1 protein-coding gene is annotated in these 494 nt (G+C 52.4%); it reads right to left on the bottom strand.

Going from position 1 to position 494, the window contains the following annotated elements; genetic code table 11:
* Positions 1-25 precede the first annotated feature (25 nt).
* Positions 26-268: a hypothetical protein gene (locus tag DEO48_RS26410; protein WP_109846764.1), complete on the bottom strand. Its 243-nt coding sequence runs from the start codon at positions 266-268 to the stop codon at positions 26-28.
* Positions 269-494: the final 226 nt, after the last annotated feature.

Consider the following 494-nt stretch of genomic DNA (forward strand, 5'->3'; position numbering starts at 1 on the left):
GTTCGCGAGGCTAGTTGGTTCAGCATTACAGCAGCGTGTAAACAATCCGGGATGACGCGTTCTGTGCCCTTATCCATGCCGCTGTCGGCGGTGTTATCTTCCACAGACCCGGCTCAAGGATAAAACCGGTATCATCTGCAGCAGGTTCTGCCGCTGAGGACACCACCCTGATCGAATCATGAAAGACCTGCAGTGTTGCAGTCTGAGTGCCATCAGTGAGACTGACCCAGCTTGTATTTATCTCCAGGCTTTTCGTTTCATCAGCCATAATTACCCCCTTATCCCGGGACACATCCCGCAAGCCGTAATGCTTTCCAGTTGCCGCATCAGCTCTCTCCTCTCTTTCTTATCGTGAAGTACCGGATCGCGCCAAATTGATTCGCTCCGCTGTGCGTATCGGTGATGATAAGTTTCCCCGCACCATCAGTGGCAACAGCAAGACTCATCGTCAGATTATACGGCTTAGAAGGGTACGGCTCGGGCGTTAATACCCG

It is taken from the genome of Enterobacter sp. CGMCC 5087, from assembly GCF_003144775.1.
Lineage (GTDB): Bacteria > Pseudomonadota > Gammaproteobacteria > Enterobacterales > Enterobacteriaceae > Enterobacter > Enterobacter cloacae_M.